Source organism: Streptomyces winkii (assembly GCF_032248595.1).
GTDB classification, from domain to species: Bacteria; Actinomycetota; Actinomycetes; order Streptomycetales; family Streptomycetaceae; genus Streptomyces; species Streptomyces winkii.
The window spans coordinates 54,499-71,519 of record NZ_JASTTH010000007.1 but is presented as its reverse complement, the minus strand read 5'-3'; the positions used below and the strand labels follow the sequence as shown (position 1 = coordinate 71,519).

The following is a 17,021-nucleotide window of genomic DNA, read 5'->3' as shown; positions in this document are numbered from 1 at the left end:
CCCTCGTCTGACTAGGCTCACCACCGTAACAACGACACTCGACTTCTCGTCTAGATATCCGAAGGAGTAAGCGATGGCGTCTCTCTCCCCCGGCGTTCTCGGAACGCTCGACCCGACCAGCGACCGTGCGGTCTTCCGGCAGATCGCGGATCAGGTACGCGAAGCCATCGACAAGGGGCGCTTCAAGGAGGGTGCCAAGCTCCCGTCCGAGGCCGAGTTGGTCGACCACTTCGGGGTCTCCCGCATGACCGTCCGGAACGCGATCTCCATCCTCCAGAGTGAAGGACTGGTCTTGTCCGAGCACGGCCGGGGTGTCTTCGTACGTCCGCGACCACCCGTGAAGCGTCTGGCGTCCGACCGCTTCGCGCGGCGCCACCGTGATCAGGGCAAGTCCGCGTTCGTCGTGGAGGCCGAGGCCGCGGGGAGCCGTCACGAGGTGGACAGCCTTGAGGTGCGGGAGGAGAAGTCGACTCCTGACATCTCCGCCCGGCTCGGCTCCGCGCGGAAGGTACTTGCCCGCCGGCGCCGGTATCTGCTGGACGGGAAGCCGGTGGAGACCGCCGTCTCGTACCTGCCGCTCGACATCGCTCGGGGTACGCCGATCGCCGAACCGAATCCGGGTCCGGGCGGCATCTACGCGCGATTGGAAGAACTCGGCCACCAGCTGGACCACTTCGAGGAAGAGGTGCGTGCTCGGATGCCCGCGCCGGATGAGGTGAAGGCACTTCGGCTGGCTTCCGGTGTCCCGGTGATCCACTTGGTGCGGACGGCGTACGACACCGAGGGTCGCGCCGTGGAGGTCTGCGACACGGTCATGTCCGCTGACGCGTACGTTCTCGCCTACCAACTGCCTGCCACCTGATGGGCGTTGACGGCGGGTGGCGTGCAAGGGGGCTCGTTCTCCCAGAACTTGTACGGACCCAGAGACATACTTGTGTAGACGAGTGGGCAAGTGCTGTGGCACAGTGGTTCTCGTACCCATCGAACCGGAGCTGTCGTAACGCCTCTTGTATAGACGAGTAGGTGTGACTGGCTCCGGATGACTGAAGGAGAAGAACAGCCTTGAAGACCATCCGAGTTGAGACCGAGAACGCCACCATCCTGCTGACCGAGGTGCCGGAGCCGAAGGTGCGGGATCGGCAGACCGGGGAGATCGCCAAGGACGCCGTCAGCGGCGAGGCGTTGATGAAGGTCGGCGTCGTCTACATCGATGAGGGGGAGTCCTCGCTCATCCACGTGACCGTGCCCGAGAGTGGCGTCTCCGAGGGGCTGACGCTCGGGGCTCCGGTCTCCCTGCCGGGGCTGATCGCGCGGCCGTGGGAGTCGGTGTTCAACGGACAGCAGCGGCACGGGATCGCCTTCCGCGCGGCGGCAGTTGCTCCGGGTGCCGTTCCGGCCGGAGTGGGGGCCTGACCCGGATGTCGGATCTGCTGACGCTGATGGAGGTAGGTGGCCCTCTCGCCGCGGCTGGTGGCGGGGCCGCCTACCTCCGGGCCCGGCATCCGGCCGCGTACTGGTCCACGGTCGGTCTGCCGCTTTCGGTGGCACGGCTGGTGGGCTCGTACGGGTCGGTCATGGACTCCTGCGGGCTGACGGTTCCGCCGTCCCGGCTGCGGGTGTTGGCCACACGTGCGACGACTCGTCGCGAAGTGCGGCCCGTGCCTCCCCGCCGAGGTTTGATACGGCCGACGTCGACCGGGATGCGGCTGCGTCTGCGGCTCGCTCCGGGACAGGAACCGGCGGACGTGGCGGCTTCGGTTGAACGTCTGCGGCACTCCTGGGGTGTTCACGCCGTCCACGTGGACGAGGTGAAGCCCGGTGTTGTCGAGCTGCGGCTCGTCGGCTTCGACGTGCTGGACCGGGTGCGGATGCCGCGCAAGGCCGGTGGCGGCTTCCTCCGGGTGCCGGTGGCTCTGCGGGAGGACGCGACCGCGTTCGTACGGGACTACCGCGCGATACCTCACCAACTCACCCTCGGTGCCACGCTGTCGGGGAAGTCGATGTACCTGCGACACCTGGTCGCGGGTCTCGCCGGTCAGCGCGTCGCGCTGGCTGGGATCGACTGCAAGCGCGGTGTGGAGCTGGCGCCGTTCGCCTCGCGGTTGTCGGCTCTGGCGACCGAACCGGGGGAGGCGGCGGAACTGCTGCCGGTGCTGGTGCGGTTGATGGAGGAGCGCTACGACCTCATCAAGGCCCGTCAGGGCATCGCTCCGAACACGCCTGATGAAGAGATCACTTCGGACGTGTGGGGACTGCCCGAGAGTCAACGGCCGGTGCCTGTGGTGCTGTTCGTCGATGAGATCGCCGAACTCTTCCTCGTCGCTACGCGGAAGGACGAGGAGAGGCGGGACGAGATGGTCACCCAGCTCATCCGGCTCGCACAGCTCGGCCGCGCTGCTGGCATCTATCTTGAGGTGTGCGGGCAGCGCTTCGGGGCCGAACTGGGCAAGGGCGCCACGATGCTCCGCGCTCAGCTCTCCGGCCGCGTCTGCCACCGCGTCAACGACGAGTCCTCCGCCAAGATGGCGCTCGGCGACATCGCTCCCGAAGCGGTCGAGGCCGCCTGTGCCATCGCCCCGGAACGACCCGGACTGGCCGTCGCCGGTGACACCTCCGGCGGTTGGTCCCGCATCCGTACGCCGTACCTCTCGCTGGCCGATGCTGCCGCCGTCTGCCAGGAAGCCGCGCACATGGTGCCGGACGTGCCTGCGCTGGACCCGTTCCGGCCTGCCGCCCCGGTGCCCGCCGATGCCCGGCCGGTCTCGCTGGTGAAGCCCCGCCCGGTCCTGGACTGACCCACACCCCAACCCGGTTGGCGTGACCGCCTCGCGCCACGTCCCCTACCCCTCCCATGCCTGAAACAGAAAGGAGGTACCTCGTGCGCGCTCAACTGCCCCGCGTCGACGCCGTATTGATCCAAGCGGTCATCGCCGCCGCGCTGTCCTTCGCGCATCTGCACGACCTGGCCTCGGCCGCCGGACAGGACGGCTGGAAGGCGTGGGCCTACCCGGTCTCCGTCGACCTGCTGTTGGTCGCTGCCTGGCGGCGGCTGAGGTCCGGACGGGACAAGGCCGCGGGCTGGTGCTGGTTCCTCGTCGCCCTGGCCGCGTCGCTCGGCGCGAACATCTCCACCGCCGGCCTCCTCGACCTGGACGACGTGCCCGCCTGGCTCCGCATCCTCGTGGCCGGATGGCCCGCGCTGGCCTTCCTCGGCGGAACGCTGCTCGCGCACGGATCGAACGAGCCTGCTGTGACCAGCAGTTCAGAGCCGATCGAGGCCGCCGAACAGGAGCCCACCGTTCCCGCCGATCCGGTCGCCGAGGAGCCACCGCCTGCGGTCGCCAGGCCCGAGAGCGCTACGCCGCCGGCCCCGGCCGCCCTCGTCGCCCACGCCCGCAAGGTCGCCGACGCCCACCAGGCCCGTACGGGAGCACGGATCGACACAGCCACGCTCCGTGCCCGCCTCGGCGTCCCTGCACCGCTGGCCGAACAGATCGCCGCCCAACTCACCTGAAGGCGCAGACAGATGGAGAACAACTGATGGCGCTCAACCGCCGTTTCCGCCGCATGACCCGTGTCGGCCCCGTCCAGGTCGGCACTGCCTACGACAACCGCGGCCGGGAGAAGCACACCGCCGCCTGTACCGCCCCGCGCTGCGGCTTCTCCGCCGACTACGACTCCCGCGCCGCCGCCGAGCTCGCCGCCCGTACGCACCGCTGCCCCGTCCGCTGAAAGGAGAACGCCAACCATGACTGTCAGTCTGCCGCTCGTCGTCGTCCTCGGCCTCATCGCCTGGGGAGCCGTGAAGTTCCTCGGCGTCCGCATATGGCTCGTCGTCGTGATCGCCCTCTTCGGCTTCTACCTCGCCGACACCTTCCTTGCTCCAGCGATCGACTCGGGCACCCGCAACGGGGTCGACGTCGTCAACGGCACCCACGACTGAAAGGAGAACCGCCATGCTCTTCCGGCCCCAACTGCCCCCGAATGCCAGTGATAGCGCCTATGTAGCGGGTTCAAGTCCCGTCATCCACGGCCACCACTCGGCCACCGCGACTCCCGTACGCCGATCTCTCCCGTCCGTCAGCACCGGCACCATCGGCCTCGTGCTCCTGGGCGGCGTCGTCCTCACCGCGCTGCTGACCGCCGTCGCCGTCTCGGCCATCTCCGTGGCAGTCGCCGCCGTCGTCCTGCGCTCACTCCTGAACTCGCAGCACCGCCGCTGAGCGGCTACCGGGGCGGTCTCGATACCGCCAAGCATCCACCGCCCCGGCAGCCCAACCCCCTCCGGTCGAAGCCGAAAGGAGAAGACCATCATCACCCGCCACGGCCCGACTCCACTCCAGGAACTCGGGACGCTCGCCTCAACCGGGGACCTGCCCGGTATCCTCCGCCAGCTCTCCACACTCGGCGGCTGTACGAACCCCGTACGCCTCGCCGGGCAGCGGATCCAACACCGCGTCGACACCACGACCGGTGAGATCGGCACCGAGCTCCACCGCCTCAACTCCCAGGACATACCAGCCGGTCAACTACTCGTGCGGTGTGGAAATCGCCGTACGACTCGCTGTGCGGCATGCGCGGAGACCTACCGCCGGGACACCTTCCACCTGATCACCGCCGGACTCCGCGGCGGCAAAGGCATACCCGAGACGGTGACCTCGCACCCCCGTGTGTTCGCGACGTTCACCGCTCCGAGCTTCGGCCCGGTCCACAACCGGCCTACGGGGCCTGGTGGTTCAGTACGTCCTTGCCACTGCGGGAAGCGTCACGACAAGGACGACGCCGCCCTCGGCACACCGCTCGATCCCGACTCCTACGACTACGAGGCGGCTGTGCTGTGGAACGCGCACGCCGGGATGCTCTGGCGCCGCTTCACCATCTATCTGCGCCGTGAGGTCGCCAAGCGGGCCGGGCTGACGCAGCGCGCGTTCCGGCACTTCGCCCGGGTCTCCTTCGCCAAGGTCGTCGAATACCAGAAGCGCGGCGCCGTCCATTTCCACGCTGTCATCCGCCTCGACGGCCCTACCGGCGGGGACAGTTCGCCTCCGGCCTGGGCGACTGCCGAGCTGCTGACCGACGCCATCGAGGCCGCCGCCGGAAAGGTCAGGGTGGCTGGCCCCGTCGTCGACGGCCGTGCGCACTCCTTTGCCTTCGGCCGACAGCTCGACGTACGCACCATCCAGGGACCCGCCTTCGACGGCGGTCAGGAACTCACCGACCGTGCCGTGGCCGCGTACATCGCCAAGTACGCCACCAAGGGCGCCGAGGCCGCGACTGGAACCCTCGACCGCCGGCTGAAGTTCGTCGCCGAGCTGGCCCAGCTGGACATCAGCCCGCACGCCGCGCGGATGATCCGCACCGCGTGGGCCCTCGGTGCGCGGAAGGACCTGGCTCACCTGCGCCTACGGGCGTGGGCTCACATGCTCGGCTTCCGCGGCCACTTCTGCACCAAGACCCGCCGCTACTCCACCACCCTCGGCGCACTCCGCAACGCTCGTGCCGAATGGCGCCGACTCCAAGCCGCCATCGCACGCGGCGAAAACCATCCACAACCCGTGGACAACAACAGCACTCGGGAAGAGACGACGCTCGTCCTCGGCCACTGGGCATTCGTCGGAACCGGCCTCAGCCCCACCGAGCAATGGCTGTCCGCCTCACTCCGCGCACCCGATGCCAACTCGCCTGCCCAGAAGGGAGGAACGGCCGATGCGCGATGAGGAGCTGCTGACCGTTCCGGAGGTCATGGCCCGGCTCAAGGTCGGCCGTTCCACGGTCTACGACCTGATCCGATCCCGCCGGCTCTCCTCTGTCACCATCGGGCGGTGCCGTCGGGTGCCTGCCCGTGCGCTGAGGGCCTTCATCAGCGATCACATCGAGGGGAGGGCGGCCTGATGGCGCGGCAACGTAGGCGGAGCCCCAACGGCGCGGGCACCATCACTCACCGGCAGGACGGCCGTTACCAGGGCCGCGCGTACGTCGAGACAGCATCCGGCATCCGCAAGCGCGTGTCCGTCTACGGTCGGACCTGGGAAGAAGCACACCGGAATCTGATCGACCTGCAATCGCAGGAGCAGAGGGGCGTTCCTCTTCCCGACACCGACTCGACCCTCGGCGAATATCTGGCGTACTGGCTCGCTGAGGAGATCGCGCCCCATCGTCGGCCCAAGACCTACCAGGGTTACGAGAGCGTCGTTCGCGTCCATCTCGTGCCCGGCCTGGGCAACAAGCGGATTCGCGAACTGCGAGCGCAGGAAGTACGGGTGTGGCTGAACCGGGTTCGCGAAGAGTGCCAGTGCTGCAAGCACGGTTGGGACGCGAACCGCCTGCCGCCTCGCTGCTGCGACGCCGGGCAGTGTTGCGAGCACAAGCTCTCCGCGCGCATGGTGCAGTCGATTCACGCGGTGCTGCGCAACGCACTTGAGCACGCCGTGAGGGAGGAGCTGATCACCCGCAACGTCGCGAAGCTCGTGAAGTCGCCTGCGCCGTCCTACCGCACGGGCAAGGGGCTCTCACCGGTTCAGGCGAAGCTCGTACTCAAGGAGCTGCGTGACCATCGCCTGTATGCCCTCTACGTCCTGGCGCTCCTGCTCGGCATGCGCCGTGGGGAGCTGCTGGGCCTCCGCTGGTCTGCGGTGGATCTGGAGAAGGGGACTTTGACCGTGGTGACCAACCTTCAGCGGGTGAGTGGTGAACTGAGGCTGGTGCTGCCCAAAACTCGCTCGTCGGAGCGGACCATCCCGCTTCCCGCGCTCGCGGTCGTCGCCCTGCGAGAGCACCAGGAGCGCCAGGCGCAGGAACGAGTAACGGCCGGCTCGGGCTGGAAGGAGAACGGGCTCGTCTTCCCGTCCCGGCTCGGAACGCCGTTCGAGCCCGACAACCTCCGGCGGAGCTGGGACCCCGTACGGAAGCGACTCGGGCTCGACCTTCGGTTTCACGATCTGCGGCACACGTGCATCACTCTGCTGCTGGACCTTGGCACGCCCGTCCACATCGTCCAGCAGATCGCCGGGCACAGCGATCACGGCGTCACCATGCAGGTCTATGCACACGCCTCGCTGGACGAGCAGCGCAAGGCGCTCGGGCGTCTGGAAGGCACGCTGCTGTAGTCGCTCACCGCCGTTGGCGTCAGAACTGGCGTCATCCGGCACGACGAAGCCCCCGCCGATGATCTCGGCGGGGGCTTCGTACTGCTCAACGCTGTGGCTGGGGCCGGGGTCGAACCGGCGACCTTCCGCTTTTCAGGCGGACGCTCGTACCAACTGAGCTACCCAGCCCGGGATCCGGAGGCGAGCCCCCGGTCGGGGTGGCCCTCGGGAGGCGAAGCGACCCGAGGGAGCGGTCCTGACGGGATTTGAACCCGCGGCCTCCACCTTGACAGGGTGGCGAGCACTCCAAACTGCTCCACAGGACCAAGCGTCGTGCGAGGACAGTCTCGCACAGGGTGGTGCGTGCCCCCAACGGGATTCGAACCCGTGCTACCGCCTTGAAAGGGCGGCGTCCTGGGCCACTAGACGATGAGGGCTGATGGCCCACCTGGGCGCTTCGCAGTGCCAGCGCGTCGGGGACCTGAGAAGCATATGGGATAGGGGGAGCGTTCGCCAAAACGGTTACGGGGAGTTGGCCGGCCCCGGAGAGGCGGGGGGCGTGGGCCCCGGAAGCCTGGGTGCCGCCCCCGGACTCGGCGATCCCGGCCCGGTCGAGAAGGGCGCCCTCGAGGACGACGAAGTCCCGGACGAGGACGAGGGAGTCCCGGACGACGGAGAGGAGCCCGAGGGCGACGGGGACGGGGAGGAGCCCGGCTGTTCGCCCGCGAGGTGCCGCGTGACCTCTGCCGTCGTCAGCCCCAGCCCGCCAAGGGTGATCTCGTCCCAGGCCTGGAGCTTGCCGTCGTCCCGGCCGAGGTAGAGGACGGACGCGGAGACCTTCTGCGGCTCCTCCTTCTCCACCGCCCGCAGGCCGCCGCCCCCCGTCGAGCCCTCGATCATCAGCCGTGTCCGCCGCGGCAGCTTCTCGTTGCTGCGCTGATGGGTGTGGCCGGCCAGTGCGAGCCGTACGAGCCCGTCGGTCTCCTTGGCCAGCACAGGGTTGTGGGCCACCGCGATGTCGACCGGTGTGCCCGCGGCCTTCTGGGCCCGCAGCGCGAGCGCCAGCCGCCGCCCTTCCCTCCGCTCTTGCGGGTCGCCCTTGGGGGTGACGGAACGGTCGGGCGTGAACTGCGGGTCGCCCCACCCGGCGAGGCGCAGCCCGGCGACGTCGAACGGCACACCGTCGTCGAGTACGTGGACGTTGCTGCCCTTCTTGTCCGCGAGCTTCTCGAACGCCTTCTGCGTCTCGTCCGAGTCGTGGTTGCCGCGCACCCAGACGTACGGGGCGCCCAGGTCGCGTACGGGGGCGATGAAGCCGTTCTCGGCGGAGGTGCCGTGATCCATGGTGTCGCCGGTGTCGATGATGGCGTCGATGTCGTACTGCTCGACGAGCGACCTGATGATCTGCCACGCGGCCGGGTTGAGGTGGATGTCCGAGACGTGCAGGACGCGGGTCGTGGAGGGGTCCGGCTGGTACGCGGGGAGGGTGGAGGTCGCCTCGTAGAGCTTGGTCACGTTGGTGACGAGACGGGCCAACTCCCGTTGGTAGATGTCGAAGTCGGTGACGATGCTGCGCGCGTTGCCGACGACCGAGGGCGCTCCGGCGAGCAGCCCGGAGAACTTCGGTTCGAGGACGGACTTCGGGTTCCACGTCGCGTACGCGGTCGCGCCCGAGGCCGCCAGCAGCGCGAGAGCCAGGCCGCTCGCGGCGAGCGCGCGGCGCGGGCGCCGGTAGACGGCCAGGCCGAGCGCTCCGGCTCCGAGGACCACGGCCACGGCGGAGCGCAGCGCGAGGTCGCCCGTGCCGGCCTGCACGTCGGAGGTGATCTCGCCCTCCAGGCCCTCAAGCCTCTCCGGGTGGTCGACGAGGGCGGAGGCGCGCTCCTGGTCGAGCTGGTCGACGTCCACGTCCAGCCGGAGAGGGGCGGCGTGGCTGCGCAGTTCGAGGGCGCCGAGCGGCGAGACGTTGACCTTGGTGCCGCCCGTCAGGGAGGGGCGAAGGGCCATCTTGGTGTCCATCGGGCCCACGGGCGCGTCGATGCTGCCGACGATCAGCAGGCCGAGCCAGGCGCCGACGAGGGTGGTCGCGATGAGGCCGAGGGCACGTACGTACGGACGCGGGGCGGGGGTCAGCGCCTCCGGGACGTCCCGGGTGCGGTCGGCCGCCCGCGGGCGGAAGAGGCGGTGACGCAGGGACGACGCGAGCGACGGGACGGGTGGTTTGCGTACCCATTGCGGCAGAGCGAGCGGTTTACGGGGCTTCCTGTCTTCGCGGCCCATGAGCCCCCCTATGCCCGCCCGGCCGGGCACCTATGCGGAGCGGGCTCGGCCGGCCGTGCACCGCGGGAGCGGCGTGGCCGACAATGGCGGGGTGCTGGAGATGACGCGCGAAGACTTCGAGGAGCTGGTGTCCGAGGCGCTCGACCGCATCCCGCCCGAGCTGACGAGGCTCATGGACAACGTGGCGGTCTTCGTCGAGGACGAGCCGCCGGCCGAGGACCCGGAGCTGCTCGGTCTGTACGAGGGCACTCCGCTGACCGAGCGGGGCGAGTGGTACGCGGGCGTGCTGCCGGACCGGATCACGGTCTACCGGGGTCCGACGCTGCGCATGGTGGACGGCGAGGACGGCGGGCGTGAGGGGGTCGTCTCCGAGGTCGAGGTGACCGTCGTCCATGAGATCGCGCACCACTTCGGCATCGACGACGAGCGGCTGCACGAGCTCGGATACGGGTGAGGCCGGGGGCTGGCCGATGGTCCGGCCGGCCGGGAGCCCGCACCCGGCGCCGCCCGCTCCGGCTCGGTCGCCGGCTCCGGGACTCCGACTCGGCGTGGCCGCACCCGACTTGGGACGCCTCGGGCCGGGCCGACGTGCCCAGCTGCGCCTCGTCGTGCGATGGCGAACCGGCGTGACCTGTTGTGCGGAGCGGCAGTTGAGCAGGAGGCTCACCGGTTCGCCGTCTGACCGCGCCTGGAGGTCCCACCGTGCGCCCGTTCCCTCTGCGGTTCCCCTGCCGGAGCCGATTCCCTTCAACTCCCGCTGTACGTACGGGAGTCGGCGTCCGGTCGTCCGCCGTCCGCGTCGTGGCCCGTACGGTCGCGGGTGCCCTGATGCTGGCGGCGCTCCAGGGATGCATGACCGTGCACGGAGAGGCGGACGGCGACGGTCGGGCGCGGCACGGCGGTGAGTCCTCCTCCGGCGCGGGAGCGGGCGCGGAGGTCCCCGAGGGAGGGCTCGGGTCCAGCGTGCACCGGCAGGGCGAACGCGCGCACGGCGGAGACGACTCCAAGGCCGGCGGCTCCCGGGGCCGTGAGGACGGCGCCTCGGCCCGCGAGAAGGCCCGCGAGCGCGGACGGGCCGGCAAGCACGACGGGGGCCGCGATGCCACCAAGTCCGGTGCGGGGCACCACAGTTCGGGGAGGACCCCGGAGACCCCGGACACGCCGTCGCGGACACGGCCCCCTCGGCCCCCGAGGCCTCCGAGGCCGCCCACACCGACGAGGCCGAGTGTGCCGAAGCCCACTCCCAGCCAGTCCCGTCCCTCGACGGAGGTGCCGACGCCGCCCACCAGCGGATAGCCCCCGGCAGGGAGGCCGCGCACCTCTTCTGATCTCATTTGCGCGGCGCACCGTGGGGTGCGTATGCTGGTTGATCGTTTGATCCCATTTGCCCGGCGCCCTTGCAGAGCGCGCCGCGTGGCGCGTTTCTCTCAGCCGTGGCTGACCGCATAGAGGCGGTCTTTTGCGAATTCACGGAGTCTGGGCGCGTGCTGCTGAACTCCGGAAGGTTCGCACTTCGCATGTCTGTTGCCTCGATCGACGCTGTCCTGCCTGAGGACGAGGACACCGTCACGTTCGCCGATCTCGGGCTTCCCGAGCCCGTGGTGCGCAAGCTCGCGCAGAACGGCGTCACCATCCCCTTCCCCATCCAGGCCGCGACCGTTCCGGACGCGCTCCAGGGCAAGGACATCCTCGGCCGTGGCCGCACCGGCTCCGGCAAGACCCTCTCCTTCGGGCTGCCGCTGCTGACCCGGCTCGCCGGAGCGCGCACCGAGCGCAAGCGCCCCCGCGGCGTCATCCTCACGCCCACGCGCGAGCTGGCCATGCAGGTCTCGGACGCGCTCCAGCCGTACGGCGACGTGCTGGGCCTCAAGCTCAAGGTCGTCTGCGGCGGCACCTCGATGGCGAACCAGATCTCGGCGCTGGAGCGCGGCGTCGACATCCTCGTCGCCACTCCCGGGCGCCTGCGCGACCTGATCGGGCGCGGCTCGTGCTCGCTGGAGGACGTCGAGGTGGCCGTGCTCGACGAGGCCGACCAGATGTCCGACCTCGGCTTCATGCCCGAGGTCACCGAGCTGATGGACCAGCTGCCCGAGGGCGGCCAGCGGATGCTCTTCTCCGCGACGATGGAGAAGGAGATCGACACGCTCGTCCGGCGCTACCTCGTGACCCCGGTGGTGCACGAGGTCGACGCCGCACAGGGCGCGGTCACGACCATGAGCCACCACGTGCTCGTCGTGAAGCCCCGCGACAAGGCCCCCGTCACCAGCGCGATCGCTTCGCGCAAGGGCCGCACGATCATCTTCGTACGGACGCAGCTGGGCGCCGACCGCGTCGCCGAGCAGCTGCGCGAGGGCGGCGTGGGCGCGGAGGCGCTGCACGGCGGCATGACGCAGGGTGCGCGGACGCGCACCATGGCGGACTTCAAGGAGGGCAAGGTCAATGTTCTGGTCGCGACGGACGTCGCGGCCCGCGGCATCCACGTCGACAACATCGACCTGGTGCTGAACGTCGACCCGGCCGGCGATCACAAGGACTATCTGCACCGCTCGGGGCGTACGGCGCGGGCCGGGCTGTCCGGCACGGTCGTCTCGCTGGCGCTGCCGCACCAGCGGCGGCAGATCTTCCGGCTGATGGAGGACGCGGGCGTCGACGCCTCGCGGCACATCATCGGGCGGGGCGACGTCTTCGACGAGGAAGTGACGCGTATCACCGGTGCGCGTTCTCTGACCGAGGTGCAGGCCGAGGCGACCGCGAACGCCGCCAAGCAGGCGGAGCGCGAGGCGGCCAAGCTCGGCCGGCAGCTGGAGCGCGCGCAGCGGCGTGCGGCCGAACTCCGCGAGGAGGCCGAGCGGTTGACGGGGCGTGCGGCGCGCGAGCGCGGGGACGACCCGGAGGCGGCCGTCGCGGAGGCCTCGGCGGCGCTGACCGCGGAGGTCGAGGCGGAGGTGCAGCGCGAGCTGCGCCGTGAGCAGCGCCGCGAGGAGCGCGAACAGCGCGAGCGGGAGCAGAAGGACCAGCGCGAGCAGCGCGACCAGCGCCGCGACGGGAGGCGCGAGGAGCGCGGCGGTGAGCGCGACCGGCGCGACGGCGGGCGCCCGGCGTACAACCGGGGGCGCGACCGTGACAGGGACCGCGACCGGGACCGTCCCCGCGACCGCCGCGAGGGACGTCCCTCGTACAACCGTGAGCGCCGCGACGAGCGCCGCCCCTCGACGCCGTACGGCCGGGACGCCCGCTCCCACGACGAGCGGCGCCCGTACGGCCGTCGCGACGATCACCGCGGAGGCGGCCGCTCCTTCGACCGCCGCACCGACAAGCCGCGTTGGAAGCGCAACGGCTGACGCTTCTGACAACTCCCCAGCACGAAGGCCAATGCCTTCGAAGCCCGGGCGCGCACCGGGCTATGCTGCGGGGGCGGGCCGTTAGCTCAATTGGCAGAGCAGTGGACTTTTAATCCATTGGTTGAGGGTTCGAGTCCCTCACGGCCTACCAAGTCGGTCATTGACCGCATCTGCGGCACGAGGTCGCCGGCTCGCGGCCGGGGCGGCCGGTCCCGCGCATCTCGTCGCGGGTCCCCGCCCCGGTCTCCCGCATTCGTACGGGGTGCCGCAGCGTGCCGGTTCGGCGGTGACCGCCGACCAGACCTCACTCATGTTCGGGACAGCGCACCCGCTCCAGAACAGGCCCTGCTCGCCAGGTCGACGAGTACGTCCCCCGGCGAACAGTTCCGCGCTGAAAGTCATAACTCCTGGCGAAACCGCTGCCGTTCGGCAGACAGGACGCCCCTTGTGGGATACCCGTCCCACGGTCCGCATAAGGGACCCATGCCGGTCGCCGGACCGTCCTCCCTGCGACACCGCGAATTCAACCCCGGAAATACGATTGCCACTTGAGACCGCCCCGGAAAGCGGCTCCCGATTCCTCGGCTGTACGGGGGAGTTTGGTCGGCCGTGTGCATGACGGGGATTGCGTTCGCCCCGGGAATTCGGCTCTGACTCATAGGGTGACGGGCGATTTGGGGCGTCTTCATCCAGGGATGACGAGGAGTGGATCGATGAGAATCGCGCAGAGCCGCAAGGCATGGAGGATGGCCGCCTCCGCGGCGATCGCCCTCGTACTGGGCTTCGCTACGCCGGCGGTGGCCGCCGAGTCCTCGTCGACGACGGTGCAGGCGAATCCCGCGTCCGTGGCCGTGGGCGACCCCGTGACCCTGAACACTCAGGTCAGTTGCACGGCCGACCCGAGCGGCGAGTTGGGCGTCACGTTCTGGGACGGGGACGACATCAAGGCCACTGTGCCCGTCTCGTCGGACGGAAGCGCTTCATTCACCGCCGTCTTCAACTCCGTGGGCACGCACACGATCACGGCGGCCTACAACGGAAACGACAACTGCAACGCGTCCAGTGACACCACCACGGTGCAGGTGACCCAGAACGGGCCCACACCCCCGTCCGGCGGCGGTCTGAGTCTGTTCTACGCCAACAACGAGGGCACCAACACCATCAACGACGGAAGCAGCATCAACGCGAACCACAACTACACGCACAACGAGAACACCGACCGGACCACCACGCAGAACAACAACCAGCGTGACGACGGTACTTCGCAGCCCTGATGTGATTCTCGAGTGCGCTTTGCGGCCCGATCGGGCCCGTGGCAACGCGACGAAAAGGCAAGGAACGCACGGCGAACTCGGCGTCGTCGACGGCCGGTTGAGGCCTCCCGCTCCGCGTGATCGAGCGGTCAGTCGTGAATTCATATCCCAATACGTGGCATGAGCCCACTAATACGCCGTTCGAGTGATGAGTTCGTCAATTCCCTTGTCTCTACTGCGTGTTGAGTGGCTTACTGGCCGAAGTCCCATTAAGTAAGCCCTCGCTGTCGGCCGTCGGGTCCGCGGCCGTCCACTACTCAGTCCCACAACACCTCGATCCGCGCCGGGGACAGCGATTCGCCTCCCATGCGACGCGAACAACGCCGCCTCCCCGTTTTTCCTCCCGTCGACTCTTCGAACTGAGCCGTCATCTCCGCGCTGCCATGGGCAGTTCAGCTCGTCATGACGGCAGAGCAGACGTCGACAGGTCTACTGCACGGCTCCAGCCCACGCCCTGCGGCGCACACCAGAAGCGCCGTAGCCGGGCCCGCGTGTGGCCGTCCGGGCAGCGAGCACAGCCGATTGAGTCAGCGCACCAGTGGAGTCCGTCAACAAAGGAGTTCGCATGCCGACCATCACGTCGCTCAGCACTACCCGAGGCAAGGGTGGTGATCCCCTGACCATCACCGGTACCGGATTCGGAACCGGCACCGTGAACGTCGCCGTGGGCAATAAGACCGTTACCGGAACGGCCGCCGGGACCACCATCACCACCGCCATCCCCAGCGCGTGCCCAGGGCAGGTCAATGTCACCGTGACCGCGGCCGGGTCCACCAGCAACGGCAAGGCCTTCTTCTACGTCGCTGTTCCCGAGTGCACGGGCCTCAGCAGCACGACCGGCCCCGAGGCCGATGCGCCCAACACGACCATCACAGGCAGCGGTCTCGCAGCCGCCACCGCCGTGGCCTTCGGCGGCAACGCCGGCACCGTGGTCAGCCACAACGGCGACTCCGGGCTCACCGTCACGCCGCCGGACAATCCGGTCACGGGCGCGCCCGTCACCGTCGACGTCACGATCACCAGCCCGGGCGGCACCAGCGCCCCCAACGGGGCTGCCTCCCAGTACACCTACTACGACACACCGACCGTCAGCGACGTCTCCCCGGCGACCGGAACGGCGGGCGAGGAAGGCGTCCTCGTCACCGGCACCAATCTCTACGACGTCACCGGCGTCACCTTCACCGATCCCACGACCACGACCGACTACCCCGTCACCGACTTCGCGGGTCTGAGCGACACCGAGGTGCTCGTGACCGCCCCCGCGACCCTCCCCGCGGCGACGACGTTCGACGTCACCGTCACCAACCCCGGTGGCACGACCGCCGTCAACCCCGCTGCCACCTTCGCCACCTGACCCTGACGCCCGGTCCCTGTGTGCTCTGGCCCGGCCCGGAGCACACAGCCAACGGCCGGGCGCAGGGCCGCAGTACGACCTTCGGGGCATCCCCTCCGAACGACGCCAACCAGTGAGAGAGGCGCGCTCATGGCACCGGTGATCAGCGCACTGAGCCCTGTTCAGGGCCCTGCCGCGGGCGGGAACCAGGTCGTCGTCTCCGGCACCGGTCTGCTCGGTGCCACCGCCGTGCGCTTCGGTGGAACAGCCGCCGGATACACCGTGAGCAGCAGCTCCTCGATCAGGGCCACCGCACCGCCGGGCGTGGGTGCGGTGCCGGTCACCGTCACGACTCCGGGCGGTACGAGCAACGGCCGTACCTATACGTATGTCCCGGCGCCCGTGGTCAGTGCGTTGAGTCCTGTCCAGGGGCCTGTCGGCGGGGGGAATCAGGTCGTCGTCTCCGGCACCGGTCTGTTCGGTGCCACCGTTGTGCGCTTCGGCATCAGTGCCGCCTCCTTCACGGTCACCGACGACGGGCACATCACCGCCACCGCACCGCCGGGGACGGGTGCGGTGCCCGTCACGGTCACGACTCCGGGCGGTACCAGCAATGGCCTCACCTATTCGTATGTCCCGGCGCCCGTGGTCAGTGCGTTGAGTCCTGTCCAGGGCCCCGTTGCCGGGGGGAATCAGGTCGTCGTCTCCGGTACGGGGCTGCTGGGCGCCACCACCGTGCGCTTCGGTGCCACCGCTGCCCCGTTCACGGTCACCGACGACGGGCATGTCACGGCCGTCGCGCCCGCGGGTGCGGGTGCGGTGCCGGTCACCGTCACGACTCCAGGCGGTACGAGCAACGGCCTCACGTACACCTACCTGGCCGCCCCCGTCATCACCGGACTCAATCCGGGCCAAGGTCCGCCGAGCGGCGGCAACCAGGTCGTCGTCTCCGGCACGGGCCTCGCCGGGGCCACGGCCGTCCACTTCGGCGCGGTGAGCGCCGACTTCGCCGACGTGAGCGACACGCAACTCACCGCCACGGCACCGCCCGGCCAGGGAGCCGTCCCGGTCAGCGTGGTGACCGCCGCGGGCACCAGCAACAGCGTCACCTACGCCTACACGACGGCGGCGGCTCCGACTCTCGCCGACCTCAATCCGCATTACGGGCCGACCGGCGGAGGCAACGCCGTCGTCATCACCGGGACCGACCTGGCCGGCACGACCGCCGTACATTTCGGCGCCGAGGCCGCCACCGGAATCGACGTTCAGGGCGACGCCCAGATCACGGTCACCGCACCGGCCGGCACCGCCACCGTCCAGGTCACCGTCACCACTCCCGCGGGCACAAGCGACCCCGCCACCGGCAACCCCTACTACACGTACCTCAACCAGCCCGCCATCACGGCGCTCACCCCGGACTCCGGTCAGGCCTCCGGTGGTACCAGCGTCACCATCGCCGGCACGGACCTCACCTACACCGACGAGGTCCTCTTCGGCGCGGTCTCCGCCGGTTACGCCGCCCTCTCCGACGACCTCGTCGTCGCCACCGCGCCACCGGGGACCGGAACCGTTCCCGTCACCCTCCACACCCCCGGCGGCACCAGCAACGCGCTCGACTACACCTACGAGGAGTGACGGCGCCCGGCTCCGGTGCGCGGCGCCCGGTGCG

Annotated in this window: 17 protein-coding genes and 4 tRNA genes; 16 read left to right on the top strand and 5 right to left on the bottom strand. The window is 69.7% G+C overall.

The features are described from left to right. The first annotated feature begins 73 nt into the window (after positions 1-73). The 10 genes from QQM67_RS21770 to QQM67_RS21725 all read left to right on the top strand — a co-directional run bounded on the left by QQM67_RS21770 (position 74) and on the right by QQM67_RS21725 (position 7,106). Complete coding sequence (locus QQM67_RS21770) at positions 74-862, top strand: GntR family transcriptional regulator (protein WP_314175704.1); 789 nt, start codon at positions 74-76, stop codon at positions 860-862. 200 nt (positions 863-1,062) lie between these two features. Next, positions 1,063-1,413, top strand: coding sequence for an SCO3933 family regulatory protein (locus QQM67_RS21765; RefSeq protein ID WP_314175703.1), 351 nt, complete (start codon positions 1,063-1,065; stop codon positions 1,411-1,413). Positions 1,414-1,418: 5 nt separating this feature from the next. Then, positions 1,419-2,795, top strand: coding sequence for an FtsK/SpoIIIE domain-containing protein (locus tag QQM67_RS21760; protein ID WP_314175702.1), 1,377 nt, complete (start codon positions 1,419-1,421; stop codon positions 2,793-2,795). Positions 2,796-2,878: 83 nt separating this feature from the next. Further along, the gene (locus QQM67_RS21755; protein WP_314175701.1) at positions 2,879-3,514 is read left to right on the top strand and encodes a DUF2637 domain-containing protein; all 636 of its coding nucleotides are present in this window, start codon (positions 2,879-2,881) and stop codon (positions 3,512-3,514) included. A gap of 26 nt (positions 3,515-3,540) precedes the next feature. Next, positions 3,541-3,732 (top strand): mobile element transfer protein, encoded by a 192-nt coding sequence (locus tag QQM67_RS21750; RefSeq protein ID WP_314175700.1) that lies wholly within the window; start codon positions 3,541-3,543, stop codon positions 3,730-3,732. Positions 3,733-3,748: 16 nt separating this feature from the next. Further along, the gene (locus tag QQM67_RS21745) at positions 3,749-3,943 is read left to right on the top strand and encodes a hypothetical protein (RefSeq protein ID WP_314175699.1); all 195 of its coding nucleotides are present in this window, start codon (positions 3,749-3,751) and stop codon (positions 3,941-3,943) included. Positions 3,944-3,956: 13 nt separating this feature from the next. Then, positions 3,957-4,223, top strand: coding sequence for a SpdD protein (locus QQM67_RS21740; RefSeq protein WP_314175698.1), 267 nt, complete (start codon positions 3,957-3,959; stop codon positions 4,221-4,223). A 150-nt stretch (positions 4,224-4,373) separates the two neighbouring features. After that, positions 4,374-5,717, top strand: a complete 1,344-nt coding sequence (locus QQM67_RS21735; RefSeq protein ID WP_314176171.1) for a replication initiator — start codon at positions 4,374-4,376, stop codon at positions 5,715-5,717. After that, positions 5,707-5,892 (top strand): helix-turn-helix domain-containing protein, encoded by a 186-nt coding sequence (locus QQM67_RS21730; RefSeq protein ID WP_314175697.1) that lies wholly within the window; start codon positions 5,707-5,709, stop codon positions 5,890-5,892. The genes QQM67_RS21735 and QQM67_RS21730 overlap by 11 nt, the downstream gene beginning before the upstream one ends. Continuing rightward, on the top strand, positions 5,892-7,106 hold the full coding sequence (locus QQM67_RS21725; protein ID WP_314175696.1) for a tyrosine-type recombinase/integrase: 1,215 nt from the start codon (positions 5,892-5,894) through the stop codon (positions 7,104-7,106). Before QQM67_RS21730 ends, QQM67_RS21725 begins: the two co-directional genes overlap by 1 nt. A 94-nt stretch (positions 7,107-7,200) precedes the next feature. On the opposite strand, the gene QQM67_RS21720 is transcribed toward QQM67_RS21725, so the two are convergent. From QQM67_RS21720 to QQM67_RS21705, 4 genes are all read right to left on the bottom strand, one after another. Further along, positions 7,201-7,274, bottom strand: a tRNA-Phe gene (locus tag QQM67_RS21720). Between the two features lie 62 nt (positions 7,275-7,336). Continuing rightward, positions 7,337-7,411, bottom strand: a tRNA-Asp gene (locus QQM67_RS21715). A gap of 38 nt (positions 7,412-7,449) precedes the next feature. Continuing rightward, positions 7,450-7,522: transfer RNA gene (locus QQM67_RS21710), tRNA-Glu, on the bottom strand. 85 nt (positions 7,523-7,607) lie between these two features. After that, on the bottom strand, positions 7,608-9,365 hold the full coding sequence (locus QQM67_RS21705) for a metallophosphoesterase family protein (protein WP_314175695.1): 1,758 nt from the start codon (positions 9,363-9,365) through the stop codon (positions 7,608-7,610). A gap of 91 nt (positions 9,366-9,456) precedes the next feature. On the opposite strand from QQM67_RS21705, the gene QQM67_RS21700 reads away from it, so the two are divergent. Then, positions 9,457-9,819, top strand: a complete 363-nt coding sequence (locus tag QQM67_RS21700) for a metallopeptidase family protein (protein ID WP_314176170.1) — start codon at positions 9,457-9,459, stop codon at positions 9,817-9,819. A gap of 293 nt (positions 9,820-10,112) precedes the next feature. On the opposite strand, the gene QQM67_RS21695 is transcribed toward QQM67_RS21700, so the two are convergent. Continuing rightward, on the bottom strand, positions 10,113-10,262 hold the full coding sequence (locus tag QQM67_RS21695) for a hypothetical protein (protein ID WP_314175694.1): 150 nt from the start codon (positions 10,260-10,262) through the stop codon (positions 10,113-10,115). A gap of 620 nt (positions 10,263-10,882) precedes the next feature. Between QQM67_RS21695 and QQM67_RS21690 the strand changes: the two genes are divergently transcribed. From QQM67_RS21690 to QQM67_RS21670, 5 genes are all read left to right on the top strand, one after another. Continuing rightward, complete coding sequence (locus QQM67_RS21690; protein WP_314175693.1) at positions 10,883-12,706, top strand: DEAD/DEAH box helicase; 1,824 nt, start codon at positions 10,883-10,885, stop codon at positions 12,704-12,706. A gap of 75 nt (positions 12,707-12,781) precedes the next feature. Next, positions 12,782-12,857, top strand: a tRNA-Lys gene (locus QQM67_RS21685). 562 nt (positions 12,858-13,419) lie between these two features. After that, positions 13,420-13,980, top strand: a complete 561-nt coding sequence (locus tag QQM67_RS21680) for an Ig-like domain-containing protein (protein ID WP_314175692.1) — start codon at positions 13,420-13,422, stop codon at positions 13,978-13,980. Positions 13,981-14,584: 604 nt separating this feature from the next. Beyond that, on the top strand, positions 14,585-15,373 hold the full coding sequence (locus QQM67_RS21675) for an IPT/TIG domain-containing protein (protein WP_314175691.1): 789 nt from the start codon (positions 14,585-14,587) through the stop codon (positions 15,371-15,373). 129 nt (positions 15,374-15,502) lie between these two features. Beyond that, the gene (locus QQM67_RS21670) at positions 15,503-16,987 is read left to right on the top strand and encodes an IPT/TIG domain-containing protein (protein ID WP_314175690.1); all 1,485 of its coding nucleotides are present in this window, start codon (positions 15,503-15,505) and stop codon (positions 16,985-16,987) included. Positions 16,988-17,021 lie beyond the last annotated feature (34 nt).